Annotated in this window: 1 protein-coding gene; it reads right to left on the bottom strand. The window is 56.7% G+C overall.

From position 1 onward, the window contains the following. Window positions 1-238, bottom strand: a 238-nt coding sequence (locus SB765_RS33385) for a phosphate acyltransferase (RefSeq protein ID WP_410933003.1), incomplete at both ends; no start/stop codon positions are given.

Here is a 238-nt window from a genome sequence, read left to right on the forward strand (position 1 = left end):
GCTTCGCGAACTTTTTCTACGTCGCTACCTGCACCAGAAGTACCGGTGGAGTAGGAGAGCATAGCAACGCGCGGTTCGATACCGAAGGCCGCAGCGGAATCAGCGGACTGAATCGCGATTTCTGCCAGCTGTTCAGCGGTCGGATCCGGGTTGATCGCACAGTCACCGTAAACGTAAACCTGTTCCGGCAGCAGCATGAAGAACACGGAAGATACCAGGGAGCTGCCCGGTGCAGTTT

Source organism: Pseudomonas sp. SIMBA_067 (genome assembly GCF_046534675.1).
GTDB classification, from domain to species: Bacteria; Pseudomonadota; Gammaproteobacteria; order Pseudomonadales; family Pseudomonadaceae; genus Aquipseudomonas; species Aquipseudomonas putida.